This window comes from Pseudoxanthomonas sp. SORGH_AS_0997 (assembly GCF_031453535.1).
Taxonomy (GTDB): domain Bacteria; phylum Pseudomonadota; class Gammaproteobacteria; order Xanthomonadales; family Xanthomonadaceae; genus Pseudoxanthomonas_A; species Pseudoxanthomonas_A winnipegensis.
In genome coordinates, this window is sequence record NZ_JAVIZI010000001.1 from 2505552 (window position 1) to 2524681 (window position 19130).

Here is a 19130-nt window from a genome sequence, read left to right on the forward strand (position 1 = left end):
ACGGTTGGCGTCCGAAGGAAAGCCGGCGCCGCAAGCGCACGCCATCGCCATGCGCTCGGGAGGCGACGACGCGGCTCGTGCGAACGCGCTTCAGCGCACCGCCGCCCCTGCCGCGCTCAGGCCTTGCCCACATCCACCCACTGCGCCTGCACCAGGTCGGCCAGCCGCATCGGCGCCAGGCACACGGCGCTGTTGGGCGGGCCGGCGGCCGGGTACACCAAGGCATGCGCCTGCAGGGAGACATCGCAGCAGATGCGCGCCGGTCCGGCCAGGCCGAACGGGCACACGCCGCCTACAGGATGCCCGGTCAGCGCCAGGGTCTGCTCCGGCGGCAGCATGCGCGGCTTGGTGCCGAAGGCGGCCTTGAACTTCTGGTTGTCCAGCCGCGCATCGCCGGCCATGACCAGCAGCAACAGCGCATCGTCCAGCCCCAAGGCGAGGGTCTTGGCGATCTGCCCCGGCGTCACGCCCAGCGCCTCGGCGGCCATCGCCACGGTGGCCGTGCTCTGCGCGTGTTCGATCACCTCCACCTCGGGCGCGTGCTGCTGAAAGAAGGCGCGGACGGAGGCGATCGACACGGCGTGCTCCTTGAAGGCAGGAAGGAAGGCGGGCTTCGCGGCGGGCACCGGGACACGATGACGCCGACGCCTTATTCTGCCTGCCTGCATCGCCGTTGCGCCAAGCCGCGCGCGGCCGCCGTTCCCTCGCCCAGAGAGCCCCATGTCCGCCCACACCCTCGTGCGCTGCACGCACGACCAGCACGCCGCCGCGATCCTGGACATCTTCAACGATGCCATCCTCCACTCCACCGCGCTGTACGAGTACGCGGTGCGCACGCCGGCGACGATGACGGCCTGGTTCAAGGCCAAGGGCGATGGCGGTTTCCCGGTGATCGGCGTGGAGGACGCGCACGGCACGCTGCTGGCCTTCGGCAGCTACGGCACCTTCCGCGCCTTCCCGGCCTACAAGTATTCGGTCGAGCACTCGGTATACGTGCATCCCGACCACCGCGGCCGGGGCCTGGGACGGGTGGTGGTGCAGGCGCTGATCGAGGCCGCCCGCGCGCAGGGCCTGCACGCGATGATCGGCGGCATCGACGCCAGCAACACCGCCAGCGTGACCCTGCACGAACGCCTGGGCTTCCGTCATGTCGGCACGCTGCCGCAGGTGGGCTTCAAGTTCGGCCGCTGGCTGGACCTGGCCTTCTACCAGTTGCTGCTGGAAACGCCCGCGCAGCCGGTCGACGGCTGAGCGCGCTCCCACTGCCGGCGGCGCGACGGACTCCGACGCCGCGAGGGCTGACAGGAAGGTCGGATCCACCGACCTGATCACATCCGGCGCGCCCACCTTTGGTGCGCACCTGGCGAACCGGCGCGTAATGCGCGCCGCATGGCCTGTCCCTGCGCCGTTTTGCGCATTCCCGGGACACGCACGCCACCGGAACGCCCATGTCCAGCCACCGCCTCCTGCCCGCCGCCCTCGCCGCCTGCCTGCTGCTGGCCCTTCCCACCCGCGCCGCCGCGCCGGTCGTACCGACCCAGGTCTTCATCGACGTGGACACCCACAGGATGGCCGGCATGCCCGACCTGGGCGCGCTGGGACGCTTCGCCGGCATGCTGGGCGGCAAGCAGGACCTGGGCTATCCCGACGCGCGTTCGGCCGGGGCGAGTGGGCTGTACTTCGACATCGCCCTGCACAACACCCTGGCGCCCGGCCTGCCTGCGCAGCAGGCGATCCCGACCGGCCTGGGCCTGGGCGATGCCCTGCCGCTGCTGCCGCCCACGCGCGCGGTCATCCCCGACTCGCAGGGCGACGGCCCGCGGATGGACGCCACCGAGGCGCGCATGCTGGTGTACTGGGGCTGCGGCGCCAGCATCCGCCCCGGCCAGCCGCGCGTGATCCAGGTGCGCATGCGCAACGGCATGCCCGAGGCCAGCGGCACGATCGAGGCGCGCCGCGCGCCCGACCGCGACGTGCGGCCCGACCCCAGCTATGCGCTATGGCCCAACCAGAAGGCGCGCAAGCGCGCCGAGCGTGGCGCCTCGCTGCAGGGCGAGCACCGCATCACCGGCCAGGGCGTGCCGGAGTCATTGAAGTTCACCCTGGGCCCGCAGGCCGACTTCATGCCCGACATCGCCCTGCAGCAGCAGGGCGCGCCGGCCGACGGCATCGTCCTGAGCTGGCAGCCGGTGGCGCGCGCCGGCGCCTACTTCATCAACGTCATGGCCAAGCAGGGCAACGACATGGTGCTGTGGAGCAGCGCCGAGGTGCCCGACATGGGCAGCGGACTGATGGACTTCCTGCCCGGCGGCAGCCTGGAGCGCTGGGTCAAGGAGAAGGTGCTGCTGGGCCCGGACACTACGCGCTGCCAGATCCCCAAGGGCATCCTCAAGGACGGCGGCGAGACCGGCGCGGGGCTGCTGTCGATGATCGCCTACGGCCCGGAGACCAATCTGGTCTGGCCGCCCAAACCGGCCGACCCCAAGCAGCCCTGGACGCCGGAGTGGAACGTGCGCGTGCGCACCAAGTCCACCGCCAGCGCCATGCTCGGCATGGACCTCAGCGGCGCGGGCCAGGACCCGCAGTCGCCGACCGGCGACCCGAACCAGCCCGCGGAGAAGGAAAGCACCGGCAAGAAGCTGCTGCGCGGCCTGTTGAAGGGGCTCTGACGCCAGCGTCGAACCGACCAGCCGCGCACGCGGCGCGGCTGGCGGCATGACGGCCGATGCTTCGGTTCGTTTCCCGACCGCCCGCGCCGCTCAACCCAGCGCCTGCGGGTTGAGCTGCCATACCGCGTAGTTGAGCGCACTGGCGAAAGTGACCCACGCCAGATACGGCAGCAGCAGCACGCCTGCCAGCGGCCGCGCGCGCCAGAACATCGCCACTGTGACCACGATCAGCACCCACAGGCACGACGATGTCCAGCATCGCCGCCGCGCCCAGGTGCCAGCCGAAGAACAGCCAGCTCCATAGCGCATTGAGCGCCAGCTGCGCCACGAACACGGTCAGCGCCCGCCGCTGCGCGGCCCAGCCGCCGCATCGCCAGACCAGCCACGCCGCGATGCCCATCAGCACATACAGCACGCTCCACACCGGCCCGAACACCGCCGCCGGCGGCGCCCAGGACGGCTGTGCCAGCGTGGCGTAGAAAGTCGCCGCCTGCACCGACGCCGCCGCGCCGATGGCGCCAGCAACGAACACCAGCAGCAGCCAGCCGACCAGCCCCAGCACCTGGCGCTTTCCGGAAATCCCTTGCATTCCACACCTCGTACGCGATCGATCTCGCGCGACAGCCTAGCGCCGCCCGTGACTGCGCGGCGTCAGCAAGGGGCGAGGAGCGCGTCGGAATTCGTCTCGGCGCCCGCTAAAGCGGATGCCGGCCGATCCGGCTCAGGGCACCGAGTACTCGGCACCCAGCACGCATTGGCGCGCCTTGGCCTCGTCATCGAAGTTGTCCACCGTCAGCACACCCCAGCCGTGGCCGGTGACGCCCACCCACAGGAAGCGCACTTCGTCGGGCTTGGTGTCGATGGTCATGAAGCCGCCGGCGCCGGCATTGATGCCGTCGTGCCGCAGCAGCACGCCGTGCTTTCCGGGCGCGAGATCGGTATGCACGAAACTGTTGGCCTTCAGTGCGCCGATCGGCTCGTTGTCGACCAGGACCACGGTCTTGACCCCGCGCGCCACCAGCAGGGCTTTCTCGCGGCACACATACAGGCTCGATTTTCCGGGCACCGGCTCGAACTTCTTCAGTTGCGCCGATGCCGATGCGCCGCCGACGTTGTAGGTGGCGCATCCGGCCACGCAGAGGCTCGCCATCGCGAGGACGGCCGAAACAACACGCTTCATGTGTTTTCCCCTTTTCTGGCTCGCGCTCCATGCGCAGCCCAACCGCATTCTCGACAAACACCCGCCACCGGGCAAGGACGAAACTACCCGCGCTGCGACGCCTGCGGCTCAGCCCCGCTCCAGCACCACATGCAGCGCCGCGTCCGAGGCGCGGAAGCTGGTGCAGCGGTAACCGGACACCGTCAGGTCCACACCGTCGAACAGGCGCTCGCCCGAGCCCAGCAGCGTCGGCGCGATGGCCAGATGCAGCTGGTCGATCAAGCCGGCCTGCAGATACTGGCGAACGGTGTCGGCACCGCCGCCGATGCGGATATCGCGCGGGCCGGCCGCCTCGCGCGCCAGGCGCAGCGCCTCGTGGATGCCGCCGGTGACGAAGTGGAAGACCGTGCCGCCCTGCATCGGCAGGCTGGGCCGCGCATGGTGGGTCAGCACGAACACCGGCACGTGGTGCGGCGGATCGTCGCCCCACCAGCCGCGCCAGTCCGCGTCGCCCCAGTCGCCACGGATCGGCCCGAACATGTTGCGCCCGATGATCCAGGCGCCAAGGTTCTCGAACCCGCGCGCGGCGATCTCGTCGTCCAGCCCCGTGCTGCCGCCCTCCTTGCCGAACAGCGTCTGCATGAAGGTGCGCGTCCCCCGCAGCCACCGATGCAGATCCTGTGCACCCTCGCCCATCGGCGCCTCCAGGCGCTGATGCGGCCCCGCGGCGAAGCCGTCCAGGGACAGGGTGAAACCTTCGACACGGACCTTCGACATCGCCAGCCTCCCGGACGCGCTAGAGGCAGCATCTTCCCTCAACCGCGCGCCGATGGCCCGCTGCGGTGCGCGAACCGGGCCACGGTGTGTCGCGACGCCGGCGGCGGATGCCTTGGGTCCTGCTTTAGCGCTTACGGCTCCGCGACGGGAATGGCCGGAAAACCTGCAGCCTCCCTCTAACGCGTGTCCCCGGCCCCTGGCCCTTGCCTGCGGAAATCGCTGGGTTCCCGCGTTCGCGGGAACGACGATTCGGGTCTTTCGGGGACGCATCGGTGCGATACCACCGGTGAGCGGCGCGACGCCGAGACCACTTTCCCAAGGTGGCGTCGCAGAAGCTTCAAGGTCGATAGCCCTCCCAACGCATCGCCATGGCGGCGCCGCGCCACGAACGGCGTAACCCCAGAGGCCTCCCGGCACCGACGCGCCGCCACCGCGCGCGGTTTCCCCGACGCCACGCCCGCGGACCCCCACCCATGCATCGGCATTCCCCCGGCCGTTCCTGTTGTGCCCTGCTGTGCGCGCTGCTGATCTGCACGCAGGCCCACGCCACGCCTGACCAGGCCGCCACCATGACCGGCGACTGGGGCGGCGTGCGCCAGGACTGGGCCACGCGCGGTGTCGCGCCGCGCGGCGATTACATCGGCGAGGCCGTGGACGTCATCGACAACGGCGACCGGGTCAGCGGCGCGCGCTATGCGCAGCAGCTGCGCGTCGGCCTGGACCTGGCCATGGATCGGCTGGCCGGCTGGCGCGGCGGGGCGTTCCACCTCACGCTCAACGATCGCCGCGGCCGCAGCGCCTCGGCCGATCTGGTCGGCAACCGCTTCGCCCTGCAGCAGGTCTATGGCGGCACCTACACGCGGCTGAGTGAGGTCAGCTTCGACTACGGCTTCGCCGACGGCGGCTATCTCAAGCTGGGCTTCTACGCGATGGGCAGCCACTTCGGGCTGCTGGCCGCGGGCAACAGCTTCCTCAACTCGGCGCTGTGCGCGCACCCGCTGTCGATGACCGGCAACAGCGGCTGGTACAACTACCCGGTGGCGCGCTGGGGGGCCGAGGCCGGGTGGCCGCTGGCCGCGCGCGTGGTCCTGCGCGGCGGCTGGTTCCAGGTCAATCCGCAGCTGCGCGGCACCAACGTGCACACCGCCTTCCGCCCCTTCGCGAGCGGTACGACCGGCTCGCTGTTCGTGCTCGAACTGGCGTGGACGCCGGGTGCTGGCGGCCCCTACGCCGGCAGCTACCAGGTCGGCGCCTACGCCGACACCTCCCGCGCCAGGCGGCTGGGTACCGCCGCCAGCGTCAGCGGGCGCGACGGCGTGTGGCTGCTGGCCGAGCAGAAGCTCAGCGCCGAGACCGCCGACCCCACGCGCGGACTCACCGTCTTCGGCGAGTACATGCAGACCGACCAGGCGACTTCGCCCCTGCGCCACTGGCGCGTGGCCGGCCTGTACTACCAGGGTCTCGGCACCCGCAGCCAGGACCGCCTGGCGCTGGGCTACGCCAGCGCCAAGGTCAACGGCGCCCTGCGCGCGGCGCAGCGCGTCGAACTGGCCGACACAGGCGTCCCCAGCGATTCACCGCTCTATCAGCTCACCGATGCCGAACGCCTGTACGAGCTGGCCTACACCGCCCAGCTCAGGCCCTGGCTGACGCTGCGCCCGGACCTGCAGTACATCGTCGATCCGCGCACCTTCAGCTACAGGCGCGCGGGTGATGCGCTGGCAGTGGGGCTGCAGGTTCGGGCGACGTTTTAGGGCGCATCGCGGACGCCGAAGCGCGAATGGACAACCGCCTTTCGAAGATCCGTCATTCCCGCGCACGCGGGAATCCAGCGCCTTGGAGGCTCTCCCGCGAAAGTCCCTGGGTTCCCGCTTTCGCGGGAACGACGGTGGTGGGTGATGGGAGTGGCTCCAAATTCAACGCCTTCGGTAAGCCAAAAGCCCGTCATTCCCGCGCACGCGGGAATCCATGGACTTTGAGGCTTCCGCGTGAGAGTCGCTGGGCTGCCGTTTCCGCCGGAACGACGGTAGTGGGTTACTTGCGTGGCCGCAGGTTCAAAGGCTTCGGCGATCTGACGGCGACAAGCCGATGTCCAGTAGCGGAGCCTTTGGCATGCCGACCTCAGCCACCGCGAACCACCGCCAGCCGCACTCCGAACACCTTCACTCCGCAGCGTCACCGCCGCTCGTATGCACCAGACTCTGGTGCAGCGCACGGGCCACCGCCAGATCCTCCTCATCGTCGAAGTACACCGCCATCTGCACCTGGCTGTCCTCGGCGAAGGCATGGCCGTAGTAGCCCGGCCTGCGCGCATCGTCTGGGTCGTCCACTTCCTCGGCCAGGCGATAGGCGTAGAAGCGGATATCGCCGATCTGCGCCTGCTCGATGTCGTGCGCCTCCGGCGACTGATGCTGGCGCACATCGTCCAGGCGCGCCTCGATGCTTGCCCCGCCGTCGTTGTGCCAGATCGTCATCCACACCGTGACGCGCTCGTTCCACAGCACCAGGTCGCCGTCCTCGATGCGCCGGTTGTAGGGCGCGTCCAGCGTGATCGCCCAGTCCGGCGTGAGCGGGTAATGGCCTTCGACGACGGGGAAGTCGGGATGGAGGGGCATGGCAAAACCTTGGTTGGTGCGAACGATAGAAGACTAGCCTACCCGCCTGGCTGTGCTCGATGTCTGCAGAGCGAGCTGGCGAGCACGCGCAGCACGCGCGTACTGCTGCCCCCGGTAGGCCCATAGGGGGTCACGGCGTGTCAGCCGAAACGTCGGCAGGCGCGTCTTTCCGCAAGCACAGGCGCTGACCACGCGGCTCGGAAGCCAGCCGCCGCACCATGCGCCAACGCAACGCGCAAACCCACTTCGCACCACGCCCAAGGCGAGGACGCCCCGCAAGCCGCCTTTCATTCCGCAAACAACAGCGGCGGCCGAGGCCGCCGCTGCTTCCCACCGATCGCGGTGCGCGCGCGTCAGTGCAACCGCATCGCCCCGGCCATCCGGCAGACGGCCTGCGGCAGGCGCAGTGCGGCCTGCACGTCGTGGCACAACGCCAGGACGGACCCGCCGCCATACGTGAGCCGGACTTCCCGCACCGATGCGGGGCCGCTGCCCGTCGCCAGCGGCTGCGCCGCGATCTCGGTGAGCAGGTCCGCCACCTCGCTGGCCTGGTTGAAGATCGCAAAGCCCAGCATCGACACGCTGCCTGCCGCGTAGTCGGCCGCCTGCTCGGCGAACACCGCATCGCCGAAGGCCTTGATGCCCGAGACCAGCAGCTGCAGGGCGTCCAGCTGCGCCAGCGTCGCCCCGAAGGCCAGGCGCGGGCCCTGCGCCTGCGTCGCCTCATCCGCTGCATATGGCGCGGCGGCTTCGGCCGCCGCCAGCGCCGCGCCGGCCTGCGCCGGACGCGACATCCGCAGCAGCACCGCCTCCACCTGCCCGGCCACCTGGTCCAGGCTGAAGGCCAGCTCGGCCGCGCCCACGCCGGGCGCCTGCTTCCGCTTGCCGCCGGGGCGGGGCTGCGCCAGCCGCGCCAGCAGCCGCAGCTGGTGGCCGACCTGCATCAGCAGGTGCTGGCTGTCCTCGGGCAGCGCGCCGCCCGTCGTGTTCCGATCATCGAAGAGATGGTCCGTCATCGTTATTGCTCCTTGGCATCGCGAAGTGACCGCCCGCCATGCCCGGCGGACGGAAGGGAAGGAGAAGCAGGCACCGCAGCGCGCCGGCAGGCGCATGCGCCTTGCGGGGGCGGTCATGGCCACCCTGCCGATGCCGCCATCGCATCGGGTGCCCCTGCCGGACTGCAGGCACCGGGACACCAGGTTCAAGGGCGGGCCGCGCGCGCTGGGCGTTTCCAGGCTCCTCGAAACCGACGTTGCTCCGCCCCGTGGCCGGTGTCAACACCGCGCGGGGCGGCTTCCGCGCGCGCTTCGCTGCCCCCGTCCAGGCGGCAGCCGACGGAAGCCATCCGCGCTCAGGGCGCGGCGTTTTGCTCGCCGTGCAGCCTGCGCGCGGCCTCGACGTACTTGGCGGCCTTGGGGTTGTCGGCGTTCCAGCGCGGCGCCTTCGGGTCGTTGGCGATGGTCCACACGGCCAGGGCGACGGTGCGGTCGATGGCGGCCATGTTGGCGTAGTCGATCTTGTCCCAGGTGTCGGCCGGGCCGTGGTAGTCGGGGAAGGCGTAGGCCACGCTGATGGTGTGCGCCGGCACGCCCAGGTCGGCCAGCGCCTGGTTGTCGCTGAAGGCGAAATAGCGGTCGCTGTTGACCGGGTGCTTGGTCATGCGGATGCCGGTGGCCTCACCCGCCTTGCGCAGCACATCGGCCACTTGCGAGTAGTCCGCGCCGGTGATCGCGGCCGCGCGCACCTGCGGGCCCTCGCTGTCGTCGGTGCGGCCGACCTGCTCCAGGTTGATATTGGCCACCGTGTCGGCCACCGGCACCAGCGGATGCGCACCGTAGTAGCGCGAGCCCACCAGCCCATGCTCCTCGCCGAACACCGTCATGAACACGATGCTGCGCTTGGGCCGCACCTGCTGCGCCGCGAAGGCGCGCGCCAGCGCGATCACCGAGACCGTGCCGCTGCCATCGTCGTTGGCCCCGTTGAAGATCGGGTCATCGCCCTTGTCCTTGCGGATGCCCAGATGATCGTAATGCGCCGTGACCAGCACATAGGTCTTGCTCAACACCGGATCCGAACCGCGCAGCACGCCCACCACGTTACGCACGATCAACGGCTCGGGCGCATCGGCGAACTTGGCCCGCTCCTTCTCCGGCGCGATCTGGCGCCAGTCCGCCGTCTGGAAATACCCGTCATCGCCCAACGGCTCCAGCCCCGCGCCCCGGAACTGCGCCGCGATGTACTCGGCCGCCAGATCCAGCCCCCGCGACGGCGTGCCCCGCCCCTCCAGCGCATCGGACGCCAGGAAGGACAGATCCCCGCGCATCGCGTCGGCGGAGATGCTGGAGATCAGGCTGGCCTGTGGCTGCGGCAGCGGTGTTTCTTTGGCTTGCGCGGTGCCGAACACGAGCGCGACTGAAAGCAGCGCGGCGCGCAAGCTTCTGTGCGTATTCATCCTGTTTTCCCCTGCGTTGATCTGGACCGGAGTCTAGCCTGCTTGTGGTCCAGGCCGTCGGCACGTCCGGAGGCTTCAGCTGGCGGCGGCACGACGCGGTCCGTAACCCCTTACTTCCCTCGGGAATCTGCTTGACAGGCCTGAAAGCGCATCCAAACAATCCCCGCGACAGCCCAACTCCGGGGTGTGGGATCAGATGCTGACGATGACTCCTGACCAGCCGCTCCAGTATCCGCCGAACTACCCGCCCACCGACCCATGGGAGAGATTCTTCATCGGCGTTCGCTGGCTTGGACCTGACCTTTCGTTCTTTAAGGCGCTCGCTGCCCAGCAGCGATCGCGCTCGCCCGGTCTGTTGGATCGCTGGGGCGGAGGCGAGCGGCAGCGCGTCGCGACCCAGATGGGTGTCATCATGGCGCGTCACTTGGGCTGGCCGAACCCGTACTTCCTCCCCGGAGATAGCGTTGCTGTCGTGGCAGGCGGCCCTCGCTTCGACGCCATGGATAGGGATCTGGATGTGGAGGAGACGATCGCGGAACTGCAGGAGACACTTGGCGTGGCAATGCCAAAGGCCTTCTGGCAAGACGCGGGCCCGCTCACCCTGGCAGAACTGGTTGATCAGCTGATGGCGGCCGGAGCGGCGCCCACCAGTTCATTCGAGGCGACGCCGCCTCGCAGCGCGACCTGACTCATGCCTTGGCCATCACACATGCCACAGCCCCTGCGCGAAGCCGTGAAGCGAGAGTTCTACCCCTTCGCGCTGGAGCGCGGATTTGCGCGCATCAAGTCAAACAATTCTCTGCGCACTCCTTTTCGAAAGATTGACGGGGGTGTGGCGTATGAGTTCGAGATTCAATGGGACAAGTACCACCGGCCATATTTCGTCTTGAACTTCAGTGCGCCGGAAGGCTTGCCCATGCGAAGCCGGACAAGACATGGTCGACTTCAACGCAGGAGAGGCGGCCCATTGGGCTGCTGGTTCAATCTTCGCAGACCTTGGCATGAGGTTCTCAGAACCGGGCACCTTCGATACAAGCCAGAGCAGGTGGTGGGCCAAGTGATCTCTTGCTTCCCCGAGCTAGAGGCTTGGTGGTCTGAAGGCGTGGAGGGGCCGCATGTGTACTGCATCTAAGTGCAGGCTCATCAGTATCAAGCAACCATTGATCGGTCGCACCCGCCTCTCATCAAAGCGAGGCTGGGGAGACCCGACATGCGCCCTAGCATTTGTTCAAACCGACGCCGCTTCGCTACTCGGCTTAACGCTGGCGTTAGACCGCTGATGGTGATCGTTGAAACTTCGTCCAAGCAGCGCCGTATCCTGGCGCTTGCCACCACGTGGGTTTATGCGCTGGCCTTGCTTGCACTGGCCATCGGCGGCGTCATGCTCTGGCGGATGTACTGCGAGAGCTTCGGTTGCGTAGGCAAGGGCATCGCCTGGTTCGCCTGGGCCATCAGCTTCATGGTCACGCTGGCGCTCGGTTATGTGGCCCGCCGCACCCAACAAGCCGCTGGTCGCATCGGCGTCGGATGTATTCTCGTTCTGCAGCTCACGGCTGGGATCGCGCTCGCAGCTTACTGGGCGGTGCGGCAAGCAGGCTGACAGTGCGTCCGAGCCGACGCCGTTTCGCATCTCGGTTAACTCAGATCTTAGGTGCCATGGGACCAACGTCATCGCCAAGCACGCTAAAGACAGACCTGGCGGTTCTCGGGCTATTGGCAGCCTTGGCAGTCGCTACGTTTCTATTGAGGGAGGCCTTGGGTCTTCTGGTGTTCGCCGCGCTTGCTGTTGCGCTGCTGGTGCAGTGCGTTCGGCTCGCCTTCGCGCGCGGCCGCAGCAAGACACTCAAGCAACTCTGGGATGCGGTCAAGGACGCGTTCTGGGGTATCGGCTAGGCAACCTGCCCTCTTTGAGGGACCAAACAGGACCCGGAGCACAGCTTTGTGTCCGCTGAAGCACGAGCCCAATGCCGTCCCTGCATGGAAAACAGTCCCCTGCCTCCTGTTTCCGGCAGCATCAAGTGTCGAATTCAGGTCACTTCGTACTTGACACAAAAGGTTTCAAGTTCTGAGGAGACGACCTCTAACTGGTCGTCGTGGACGTGCAGCTCGACACGCTCCCCCTCTAGCACGTTGTCAACGGCCTTCTTGGCCTCACCAAGAGTAAAGTTGAACCGAGCCCTTAACATGTCATTGAGACCAACTTTGTCACAGCCAGGACTCCATCCAACCAGGTAGACGACCTTCATCTTTTCACCCTTGGCACGATCTTGATCGGTCACGTTTGAAGAAGAGCCTCCGGCAACGATGGACCGAAGCAGGGATCAGAGTCCAATTTCATGGCCGAAAGAGCCCGAGCCCCCTCTTCGCTCGCGAGCAGAATGGCACTCTGACCCCCATTCCCCTGACCCCCATTCCCCGTGACGGGGTGGAGAAACGTGTACGTCGGGTCGTCATCCTCACTCGGAGAGTGACGCCAAAAGCCTTTGCTGCTGACGATTGGCCTTGTGATGCAGCGCCAAGGAGAGCAGCAGATCTGGATGGGTTTCGCGGACCAACTCGAAGGTATCGCGGATCACACGGTCAATGCGCCACCCGTGCCCGCCAAGAATGGCCTTGGCCATCGCTGGAACAACAAGTCCAAGAAGCAACGGTGAGCGGGACACGGCGAACGCAAGCGACTGCAGCGCGTGCGCTCGGCGAAGGGTATGCGGCTCGGTTTCGGCAACGTGGATCATTCGGCGGACGAGACCTTCCGCCAGGTCGGGTGCGCGATCCACCATGACACGGATCGGCCATGCTGAGACCGTCACAATGCGATTGGGCTCGTCCTGCTCCTGCGCCGCCCGAATGGCTGCATCGAGCAGTTCGGCGCGTTTGCGCCCATCGGAGAATTCGGCAGCACGTGCGAGTGCTTGGCAGCGATACCACGGATGATTGATCCTGCGGGCAAGAACGGCCGCGCCTTCAGGATCATCCGGCGCCATCGCCCAGACGCGAGCGCGCTCGCGCACATCGTTCGGGGTGATCTTCATCCCGCTCATGCTACTCCGAGGAGTTGATACCCCCCCCCCAAAAAAAAGAGGTCAGAGTGCGGTTTCACTGTCACGCAAGCACGAGCCGGATCCTGGCGCTTGCGAGCCAAACTGCACTCCGACCCCTATTGTCGACCATCCCGTTAATGCCCGTGGTGCTGCCGGCTGCGTCGTAGGCGCGGGCGATGTCACCGACGTTGGTGAGCCCGTGATCGGCGGTCGGATAGCTGTAAGTCGAGGCGCCTGCCCCGATGGTCAGGCTGATACGGTTGCCGGTCTTGTCGTAGCCGTAGCTATCGATCACCGTCCCGGTCCGTTGCTGTAATCCAGTCATTCGTGTGGCCGAACGAAGATAAGCTCCGCTCTAGGTGTTGACAATTTTTCTAGCGTAAATGTGATATTCCAAGTGTTATTAGATTTTTTCGACACACATCATCAAGAATTTCTCGAGCAGTGCCATTTTCAATGCCAATTATTAAGTTCTTAAGGGACGGAACATCCTTGGGATGTAAGGTGGATGGAATTTTTTCCAACACTGCAAGGGCTTGCGGTTCTTGATTTAGTAACGTCAGTGATGCGGCATAAATCAGCTGGGCATGCGGGTTAAGAAATGCATGACTCCTGTGCAAAAATTTATTAAAATCCAACAAAGTCATTGGCTCTCCAGATAACGATTCGGCAAGCTCCGGTGATGCCAATACGAAATCAACGATTTCTTCTTCTGTCTTCTCAGCCTTATCGATGAATGAGCCTTCGCTCAGGCGATTACTATATGAGAGGTTAGGGCCAAAAAAATCGAATAAAGGAAACCTGAAGTTCCATACATAGAGCCCTCTCGGCACATACTCGAGAGCGAATCCTCTCAATACGTGATCATAACCATCAAGGAAAAAGTAGACGCCAGAGTTCAGCAGTCCGTTGACTCTCTGATGCATCAGTCGAGACACCAAGCGCTTATTTATTGACTTAACGGCCATCGGGTCTAATCACGAGAATTGGAGTTCCAGGCGGCAAGTTCTGATAGTAGGCCTGAGCTTGGCCTTGAGAAATGTATGCCCAGCCTGTTTTTAGATCATACACAGCGGTGGGGGCGCCCGTCTGTCCAAAGATGACATCTGCGCGTGAGGACCCCCATGTGCCGTATGGAACAACTTGCCCATCTTTGTAGCTAACCTCAGTTGCGTACTGCGCGGAAGGGCATGTAGTGTCCACCAGTCGTTTAAACTCACTGTGTATCAGTGTGCCTCGTATCCACGGTAGCGAGCACCGTATGCCACAAGTGGCATCCACATTTCGAGCTGCGCTATTAGCAAGCCCTTGCAGACGACTCGCTGCCGCCGCCATTTGTGGAGTTTGAGGTACTGGTTCTGCCTTAACGCGCTCCCCGGTAAGACCCAACGGATCAAGTCCCGAAATCGGATTTCCTTCAGCATAGCTGTATGTTGACATCCCTCCGCGCAATCCAATCGGATCACTCTGACTGTACCGCCCCGTGCCAGGCTCATAGTCGCGGAAATAGTTGTAGCTGAGTCCCGTGTACTGATCGTAGCGCTGGCCCGGGAACCGCATATCCAGATTGAACGCCGTACCGTTCCCATCCGGATCCTGCTCCGGCGCCGTGGCGCCGAAGGCCTCGCCCTTGATGTCCCACTTCCAGATTGCGGTGTTGGCTACCGGGTCGATGACCGCGCGTGGGCTGCCCAGATGGTCGGGCTCGATGTAGCTCACGGTGCTGGCGGCCGCGGCGCGCAGGCCTACCGGCAGATCATCCATCCAGATCGCCTGCTGTACCGGAGTGCCATTGGCGCCGTAGTCGCCGACCCAGTGGCCGGCCTCGTCGTACAAGGTGTAGGTGTTGGCCGTGCTCAGGTAGCTGCGCACGCGCTCGCCCTTGCCGTTGTACTGGTAGTTGCGGGTGGTGATCCCGCCGGCTTTGACGCTGCTCATCCGCCCCGTGTCGTCATAGACGAACTGCTTGGCCGTCCCGTTGATAGCCGTCGTGTTGCCGGCTGCGTCGTAGGTGCGGGCGATGCCACCGACATTGGTGAGCCGGTGACTGGTGGTCGGATAGCTGTAGGTCGAGGTGCCTGCTGCCGTGCTCAGGCTGATCCGGTTGCCGGTCTTGTCGTAGCCGTAGCCATCGATCACCGTTCCGGTCGGGCCGTCCTTGAACTGGGTCAACCGCCCGAGGGCGTCATAGCCGAGGCCGACCTGCGGCAAGGTGCTGCCCGGCTGGGTCAGTTCCACCAGGTTGCCGACCTCGTCGTAGTTGAAGCCGACGGCGAGCCCGCCCGTGCTGGCGTCATGGATGGCGGCCGGACGATAGTCCAGATCCAGCGTGCGGGTCATCTGGCGGCCATTGCCGTAGGTCCAGCCTGCCGCTGGACCGAACGGGTGATAGGTCGCGCCGGTGAGCAGCACCTGGCGGGCGCCAGCGCTCGGTTTGACGCCGACTTCGGTGATCCGCCCTTGGCTGTCGCGCACATAGTCCACCACGGCGCCATCCGGATAGGTCATGGCGGTGAGCTGGCCGCCCGGGGCATAGCTATAGCGCAAGGTCAGGGCCACGCCATTGACCGTCTGCACCTTGCGGGTCAGGTCGCCAAAGCGGTTGTAGCAATACTGCGTGGTGCCGCTGCCGTCCTGCATCTTGGTCAGGCGGCCGGTCGAAAAGGTCTCGTCGACACTGCAGACATCTTCAGTGACATCGTAGGTGTACGCGACATCGAGCGCAGGCGTGGCATAGCTAATCCCCGTCAGCCGATTCAGGGCGTCGTAGACGTAAGTGGCAGCCCTGTTCTCCGCATCGGTCTGCGTGACCCGGTTGCCAGCGCTGTCGTAAGTGTAGGTAGTGCTGCCACTGTCCGGACTGACCTGCTGCGTTAAGTCACCCCACGCACTGTAGTTGTATGTGGTCTTCAGGCCCTTGGGATCGGTGACCTCGGTCAGGCGGTCCAGGGCGTCATAGGCAAGCTTGGTCTCCGCGGCGATGCCGCCCACGTCCTGCAGCGTCCGCTTGAGGCGGTTGAGCGGGTCGTACTCGGACTGGGTGACCCGCGACAGGGCGTCGGTGGCCGAAGTGGCGTTGCCGTTGGCGTCGTAACCGTAATCCGTCGGATTGCCCACGGCATCGGCCTGCGTCGCCAACTGGCCGAGTTGGTTGTAGACCCGGCTCAGGGTGCGCTTGAGGTTGCCATTGGCGTCCTTGGTGTCTTCGGCGATCCGGTTGCCGGCATTGTCCAGGGTGTAGTGGATCGTGTTACCTGCGTTGTCGCTGACGTCGGTCAGGCGGTGCGCTGCGTCATAGGTGTAGGCGGTGAAGGCGCCGTCGGGCTGAGTGACCCGCTTGACCAAGCCGGTGGGCCAATAGTCGATGCGGGTGATGCGGTCGTCGGATTCGGTGCTGCTGTCGGCCCCACGCACCTTGGTGGCGGTCAGCCAGCCGCGCGGGTGGTACTCGTAGTCGGTGATGACGCCGTTGGGGTCCTTGACCGACAGCGGGCGGCCTGCGCCGTCGTAGGCGAGGGTTTCGGTGACATGCCCGAACGCATCAATCACCTTCCACAGATCTCCTTTGCGATGAGCACAGCTGCCAGATCCTGCCATGCCGCAGCCCATATCATCACTACCGAAATAGGCGTATTGAGTGAGGTCGTTAACGTCGGTGCGCGGACCGTCGAATGCTTTCAGAAGGCCAAGAATTGGGCAGTTGCTTCCAGTTGCCGTTACGTCCGCATCTTCACAGTATGACAGGGTTGCAATCCGTGCACCGCTCGTATCGAGGTTAGTGGAGGTGATAGATGTAGGTTGCAGACGTGCGTTGCGTGTGTAGTCCACCAGTAGTCGATCAAACTGGACAGACAAAATCCGATTGGATTCAACCTCTGTGCGGGTGATCGTCGTACGTTGCTCTGGCAGTCCAAATGCTTCCTGCATGGTGTGAACGTTCTCCACCACGCCGGAATCCGTTATCTCTCCATACGCGTGCTTGGTAACCACCCCCATAGGATCGGTGACGCTGCTCAATCGCTGCCGAGCATCAGCTCCCGCACTGAAACGCGTGTAGGCTGTCGTCCCTCTGCTATCGGATACTGCCGAAATGCTAGGCACTCCGGAGCTGTTGGAAGATATTGTGTATGTTGTTTCATTTCCAAGCGAATCTGTGACGACCGTACTACCGCTGGCATAGGACAGGCTTACACCTTGAGCTCCCCCAGCATGCGAACTGGAAACGACTTTTCCAGAAGAATCATAGGTAAAGGTACTGAAACGCTGGCCTTCCTCGTCTGTCACTCCCGTTAAGTTGTTGGGATTATCTGTTTCCTCGTAATGATAGCCCCTGGAGCTTCCGTCCGCGTAAGTAACGGAAGCTACCTGACCCAGCTCATTGTATGTGTAAGATGCGAGCTGCGCGCCACCAAGAGAAACTGAAGCTATGCTTGAAGCTTCAGAATCACTGGCATAATTAAAACTCAATTCCCTGCCATCATAATTTCGTACTGATTCAAGCCTTCCAATCTCGTCATAATCATATTCTATGAACTTACCTGTCTCGTAATCTATTCTGGTAGACCTGCCCGCTGAATCGAAAGAGGTTGTACTTGAGCCCGAATTAAGGACCCAGCCAGCGCCACGTGCCTGCAGAGTGTCCCCACTGCTATCTGTTGCAACGAATTTTCCGTCAGTTTCGGCGAATGTCTTCGAGAAGCCAGATCCGCTGACTATTTGAGCGACACCCGTGCCAAAGACTAGCGCGATCTGATGGTTGTGAGTCCAGCCCGTCCCGAATCCTCCATTCCTCATAGAACTCGTCGAGTGATAGGTACGAAGCAGACTCATCCATCCAAGGTCGAGATCGAGCTCGGGTTGCGTTTTATCGCCAGTCTTGACGTCACAGGGGTTACCCACATAACCGCTGTTACCAGATCCACCATCGCATTGCAGATTCGTCCCTGTGACATAGGCGAACGCGTCTAAATTGACGCAGCCCTGCTCATCATCATTCCACTGAGTGTAAGGAACAGGGCACTGAAGACGCCGCATCCTAATTAAAGTTTGCTGATAAGTTACAGATGAGCAAATCCCAACGTCTTCATACTCGAAAGTGGAGATGCTTAAAGACTTTCCCTCATAGCGTCCTTCCATCCCCGTAAACAGCGCGTACCAGTCGCTGGTGGGCGTAGCGACAGCGGCGCCGTAAGAGGCGCAGGCAGGTACAGGATCATAGGCGCTACGGATGAGCTCTGTCGCGTCTTCCTCACTGTAAGTGATGCCGCCTAAGTAGTAGGTCCAATCCGGATCAAGCGGCTGTGTCTTGCCCATCCAATATGTGATCTCGGTTAGTCCGTTTGGCTTTGGCGTAACTTTTCTCACATACTTGACGTAGGAATAGAGATCGCCCGCATTAGGCTGAACGCCTGGGATGTTCGGTATCCACGAGACCGCTTGCGGTTGATTCTCGAAGCTTCCAAATCCCTTGCGAGGCATTGTCGAATTCTCGGCCTCAAGGGACCAGCCTTGCCCATTACTCTGGGCAAAAGAAACGCCGGAAAAGACAGAGTAGATAGTAAGAAAAATTATAGCAATTACTTTTGAATAATTCATCGCATATCCTTTGCGAGGATGCAGAGCATCCTTTAAGTTCTTGTCTAACCAAGTAGGTTCAGTTTTAAAATATACCGATATTGATCCGGCCCGACGGAGCAACTCGCTCTACATCTGACAGAAAATTGGCATCCACGAACACAGCGGGCCTCCATGCCTATCGCTCCCCATCGACATCCTAGTGTCGTGCTTACGAGACTCGCTTGATCTGCTCGACTTAGTCAATAGCAAAAATGTGACGCTAGACTAGATTTAATGACCTATCTACGGCGATAGCGTCTGGTGCCTATCGAAGTCCGCATCTGGCTAGCGACGAGTTTCAAAAATGCAGATGCTGTGAGCCGACTGGCTAAGCAGGCCTGGCTGGAAGTTCGTCGGCCCGACCACCGCGTATGCCTTCATGCAGGCGATGGGCCTGGTGAACGATCACGCCGAAGACTGCGTGGTGCGTACGCAAGCCGCAAAGGCGCAAGCATTTCCGACCGCCCGTCACAGGCTGAAGCGGCTGCGCCAAATGAACGGTCCGAGCGCGGCTTCATATGCGCGAAAGATCCGAGCAGTATGGGTGGCGTGGTGATAGAGCCGAACGCTAGCGTTGGCAATTCCCTGATGTGATACAGCATCGGTCACCGTCCCGGTGATGTAACTCCCTGGGTGGCAAGGCGTGAAGTGGCAGCAACCGTTCAAAAGGAGCTGCGCACCTAACAGCGAAATCTTCGAGAGCGATGATCTCATGTGTGCTCTATATCACCCGACAACGTCCAGCCGCGAAGAGCACTAAGCGTTCAGTTGCATCCGAGCCAAAGCACGAGATCAACTTCT

The 19130-nt window shown here is 63.9% G+C and carries 17 protein-coding genes and 2 pseudogenes; 7 read left to right on the plus strand and 12 right to left on the minus strand.

Annotation, left to right across the window (positions count from 1 at the left end):
* Positions 1 to 116: 116 nt before the first annotated feature.
* Positions 117 to 578 carry a YbaK/EbsC family protein gene (locus tag QE438_RS10960; RefSeq protein WP_306995692.1) on the minus strand — a complete coding sequence of 154 codons (462 nt, stop codon included), beginning with the start codon at positions 576 to 578 and terminating at the stop codon, positions 117 to 119.
* 142 nt (positions 579 to 720) lie between these two features.
* On the opposite strand from QE438_RS10960, the gene QE438_RS10965 reads away from it, so the two are divergent.
* Both QE438_RS10965 and QE438_RS10970 read left to right on the plus strand, forming a co-directional pair.
* Positions 721 to 1251, plus strand: a complete 531-nt coding sequence (locus tag QE438_RS10965; RefSeq protein WP_306995690.1) for a GNAT family N-acetyltransferase — start codon at positions 721 to 723, stop codon at positions 1249 to 1251.
* 197 nt (positions 1252 to 1448) lie between these two features.
* On the plus strand, positions 1449 to 2669 hold the full coding sequence (locus QE438_RS10970; protein ID WP_306995688.1) for a hypothetical protein: 1221 nt from the start codon (positions 1449 to 1451) through the stop codon (positions 2667 to 2669).
* 90 nt (positions 2670 to 2759) lie between these two features.
* Here the strand turns inward: QE438_RS10970 and QE438_RS10975 are convergent.
* The 3 genes and pseudogenes from QE438_RS10975 to QE438_RS10985 form a co-directional block, all read right to left on the minus strand.
* A pseudogene (locus QE438_RS10975) lies at positions 2760 to 3258 on the minus strand (TspO/MBR family protein).
* Positions 3259 to 3390: 132 nt separating this feature from the next.
* Positions 3391 to 3849 carry a hypothetical protein gene (locus QE438_RS10980; RefSeq protein ID WP_165494604.1) on the minus strand — a complete coding sequence of 153 codons (459 nt, stop codon included), beginning with the start codon at positions 3847 to 3849 and terminating at the stop codon, positions 3391 to 3393.
* Positions 3850 to 3957: 108 nt separating this feature from the next.
* Positions 3958 to 4605, minus strand: coding sequence for a dihydrofolate reductase family protein (locus QE438_RS10985; protein ID WP_306995684.1), 648 nt, complete (start codon positions 4603 to 4605; stop codon positions 3958 to 3960).
* Between the two features lie 473 nt (positions 4606 to 5078).
* On the opposite strand from QE438_RS10985, the gene QE438_RS10990 reads away from it, so the two are divergent.
* Positions 5079 to 6359, plus strand: a complete 1281-nt coding sequence (locus tag QE438_RS10990; protein WP_306995682.1) for a carbohydrate porin — start codon at positions 5079 to 5081, stop codon at positions 6357 to 6359.
* 408 nt (positions 6360 to 6767) lie between these two features.
* Here QE438_RS10990 and QE438_RS10995 read toward each other — a convergent pair whose 3' ends face one another.
* The 3 genes from QE438_RS10995 to QE438_RS11005 all read right to left on the minus strand — a co-directional run bounded on the left by QE438_RS10995 (position 6768) and on the right by QE438_RS11005 (position 9672).
* The gene (locus tag QE438_RS10995; RefSeq protein ID WP_306995680.1) at positions 6768 to 7220 is read right to left on the minus strand and encodes a hypothetical protein; all 453 of its coding nucleotides are present in this window, start codon (positions 7218 to 7220) and stop codon (positions 6768 to 6770) included.
* 353 nt (positions 7221 to 7573) lie between these two features.
* Complete coding sequence (locus QE438_RS11000; RefSeq protein ID WP_306995678.1) at positions 7574 to 8236, minus strand: hypothetical protein; 663 nt, start codon at positions 8234 to 8236, stop codon at positions 7574 to 7576.
* A gap of 335 nt (positions 8237 to 8571) precedes the next feature.
* Positions 8572 to 9672 carry a M28 family peptidase gene (locus tag QE438_RS11005; protein WP_306995676.1) on the minus strand — a complete coding sequence of 367 codons (1101 nt, stop codon included), beginning with the start codon at positions 9670 to 9672 and terminating at the stop codon, positions 8572 to 8574.
* Positions 9673 to 9877: 205 nt separating this feature from the next.
* On the opposite strand from QE438_RS11005, the gene QE438_RS11010 reads away from it, so the two are divergent.
* From QE438_RS11010 to QE438_RS11020, 3 genes are all read left to right on the plus strand, one after another.
* Entirely contained in the window at positions 9878 to 10360 is a 483-nt protein-coding gene (locus tag QE438_RS11010) for a hypothetical protein (protein ID WP_306995673.1), read from the plus strand.
* A gap of 591 nt (positions 10361 to 10951) precedes the next feature.
* Positions 10952 to 11272 carry a hypothetical protein gene (locus QE438_RS11015; RefSeq protein ID WP_306995671.1) on the plus strand — a complete coding sequence of 107 codons (321 nt, stop codon included), beginning with the start codon at positions 10952 to 10954 and terminating at the stop codon, positions 11270 to 11272.
* Positions 11273 to 11427: 155 nt separating this feature from the next.
* Positions 11428 to 11565 carry a hypothetical protein gene (locus QE438_RS11020; protein WP_165494605.1) on the plus strand — a complete coding sequence of 46 codons (138 nt, stop codon included), beginning with the start codon at positions 11428 to 11430 and terminating at the stop codon, positions 11563 to 11565.
* A gap of 134 nt (positions 11566 to 11699) precedes the next feature.
* On the opposite strand, the gene QE438_RS11025 is transcribed toward QE438_RS11020, so the two are convergent.
* The 5 genes from QE438_RS11025 to QE438_RS11045 form a co-directional block, all read right to left on the minus strand.
* Positions 11700 to 11918: a hypothetical protein gene (locus QE438_RS11025; RefSeq protein ID WP_306995669.1), complete on the minus strand. Its 219-nt coding sequence runs from the start codon at positions 11916 to 11918 to the stop codon at positions 11700 to 11702.
* Between the two features lie 210 nt (positions 11919 to 12128).
* Positions 12129 to 12704: a hypothetical protein gene (locus QE438_RS11030; protein ID WP_306995667.1), complete on the minus strand. Its 576-nt coding sequence runs from the start codon at positions 12702 to 12704 to the stop codon at positions 12129 to 12131.
* A 70-nt stretch (positions 12705 to 12774) separates the two neighbouring features.
* Positions 12775 to 13008 (minus strand): hypothetical protein, encoded by a 234-nt coding sequence (locus QE438_RS11035; RefSeq protein WP_306995665.1) that lies wholly within the window; start codon positions 13006 to 13008, stop codon positions 12775 to 12777.
* Between the two features lie 79 nt (positions 13009 to 13087).
* Positions 13088 to 13651 carry a hypothetical protein gene (locus QE438_RS11040; RefSeq protein ID WP_306995663.1) on the minus strand — a complete coding sequence of 188 codons (564 nt, stop codon included), beginning with the start codon at positions 13649 to 13651 and terminating at the stop codon, positions 13088 to 13090.
* A 19-nt stretch (positions 13652 to 13670) separates the two neighbouring features.
* Positions 13671 to 18308 (minus strand): RHS repeat-associated core domain-containing protein, encoded by a 4638-nt coding sequence (locus QE438_RS11045; protein ID WP_306995661.1) that lies wholly within the window; start codon positions 18306 to 18308, stop codon positions 13671 to 13673.
* A gap of 361 nt (positions 18309 to 18669) precedes the next feature.
* On the opposite strand from QE438_RS11045, the pseudogene QE438_RS18925 reads away from it, so the two are divergent.
* Positions 18670 to 18885, plus strand: a pseudogene (locus QE438_RS18925) (DNA-3-methyladenine glycosylase I); the annotation flags it as partial.
* Between the last annotated feature and the right edge of the window lie 245 nt (positions 18886 to 19130).